1 protein-coding gene and 1 other annotated feature are annotated in these 1,095 nt (G+C 66.8%); the gene reads right to left on the minus strand.

Annotated features, from left to right (window positions below):
• Positions 1-1,023, minus strand: a 1,023-nt coding sequence (locus ABT171_RS41740; protein ID WP_351252197.1) for a DNA polymerase III subunit gamma/tau C-terminal domain-containing protein, incomplete at its 3' end; no start/stop codon positions are given.
• Positions 415-479, minus strand: a sequence feature (DnaX frameshifting element). (Overlaps the previous gene by 65 nt.)
• Positions 1,024-1,095 lie beyond the last annotated feature (72 nt).

The following is a 1,095-nucleotide window of genomic DNA, read 5'->3' on the forward strand; positions in this document are numbered from 1 at the left end:
CCCGTACAGCTCGCCGAGCGCTTCGGCCAGCGTCTTCTGCGCCGAAGGCGAATTCAGATGGCGCTGCGAAGACCGCAGATGGAGGCAAATCTTGCCCGCTTCCGGCTGCTGCTTGAAGGCGTTCAACGCCAGCTGCTGCACCAGTTTCGGGATCTTGAGCTTATCGATTTCCGCCGCCCAGGCGTCGCGCTCCAGCGATTCCACCACCAGCTTGGCGGCCAGCTCCGGCGTTTTCTCGTGCTCCAACGCCGTGCGCAGCGCTTTCGGCGTCGCCAACGGTTCCGGCGCCGCTTCCGGCTCGGTCTGCGCGCGCCAGCGATAGGCTTCCGGCTTCGCCGGTTTTTCCGGCACCTTCTTCTCCGCCAGGCGCTGCTGGCTACGCTCGGTCACGGAAGCCAAACGCCCCAGCGCCGAGTTTGCCGGCCGCGCTATTCCTGGCGCCGCCGGCTCATTCTTTTTTGGTGTGGATGCTCCCTGCTGCCGTTGCAGCTGGGACCGCGCTTTCAACAGCTGGGCGGTGGCATCCGGTAAAGGGGTCGATGATTGTCGCTGCGGCGCGGCCGGCTGCCCTAGCGGGGGCGGCACGTCCTGAAACTGAGGCGGCTGTGGCGATGTGGCCTGCTGCGGCTGCGCCATCGGCGCCGGCGCGGTCTGCACCAACGCCACCGGCTCCGGGATCACCGCTTTCGGGTGAAACGCCAGCGCACGCAGCAGGGTCATCTCAACCCCCATGCGACGATCCGGCGCATAGGCCAGCTCTTTGCGGCCCACCAACAGCGTTTGGTAATAGAGTTGCACATCGGCCGGCGGCAGAGTGCGCGCCAGCTCACGCAGCCGTTGTTCCACGGCGGCGTAGTGGTTGTCGAGCATCGAAGGCAGCAGTTGCACCATCGCAATGCGGTGCAGCAACGCCAGCGTCTCCACCAGCAGGTTTTCCCAGTCCACGCCGCGCGAAGCGGCCTGCGCGACCTGCGCCATCACCTTTTCGCCGTCGGCGCTGACCAGCGCTTCGAGGATCGCCATGGGGCAGGGGCAGGTGACCGCCGCCACCGTCAGCCAGATGCTCGGCACGCTCGATGACGAGCAGCCGCTGGC

Source organism: Streptomyces sp. NPDC001851 (assembly GCF_040297165.1).
Lineage (GTDB): Bacteria > Actinomycetota > Actinomycetes > Streptomycetales > Streptomycetaceae > Streptomyces.